At 46.4% G+C, this 425-nt stretch carries 1 protein-coding gene; it reads right to left on the bottom strand.

The annotated features are described in order from the left end of the window. Positions 1-304, bottom strand: a 304-nt coding sequence (locus tag GNF76_RS29510; RefSeq protein ID WP_218585319.1) for a hypothetical protein, incomplete at its 3' end; no start/stop codon positions are given. Positions 305-425 lie beyond the last annotated feature (121 nt).

Raw genomic sequence — 425 nt, 5'->3', positions numbered from 1 at the left:
CTTCTATTTGAAGAGGCAGAAGATTCCATGCATCGATACCAAGATCTCTGTAGACATCAATACTTGGCCACCCTTGTCCGGATAAGAGTGCCTCTTCAATCATCTCACTCATCATCACATTGACATTGCCTGCTCCATTTCCCCCATGCCCTTTTGGGATTCCATCCCGCGCATAGCTAACTGAAAAATCAGGGCCCCAGCCGGAACGACTAGGCGTTGATCGACCTCCGATCGTGATTGTGCCGGGTCCAGAACTCGAAGGCCCCATTGGCTGCCCACTGGTCACTTTAATATTTTTTCCCATGTCCAACTCCTTATCTCAAATTTAAGAAAACTCATTCCGCCTTTGCTTAAAAAGCATCGACCTAGAATCGATCGTTGGCGCTTAATCGCTCAGGCAAAAATACTGTATATGTATACAGTAA

This window comes from Pseudomonas spelaei, assembly GCF_009724245.1.
Classification (GTDB): Bacteria; Pseudomonadota; Gammaproteobacteria; order Pseudomonadales; family Pseudomonadaceae; genus Aquipseudomonas; species Aquipseudomonas spelaei.
Note: the sequence above shows the minus strand (reverse complement) of the source record. Positions and strands in the feature narration are given on the sequence as shown.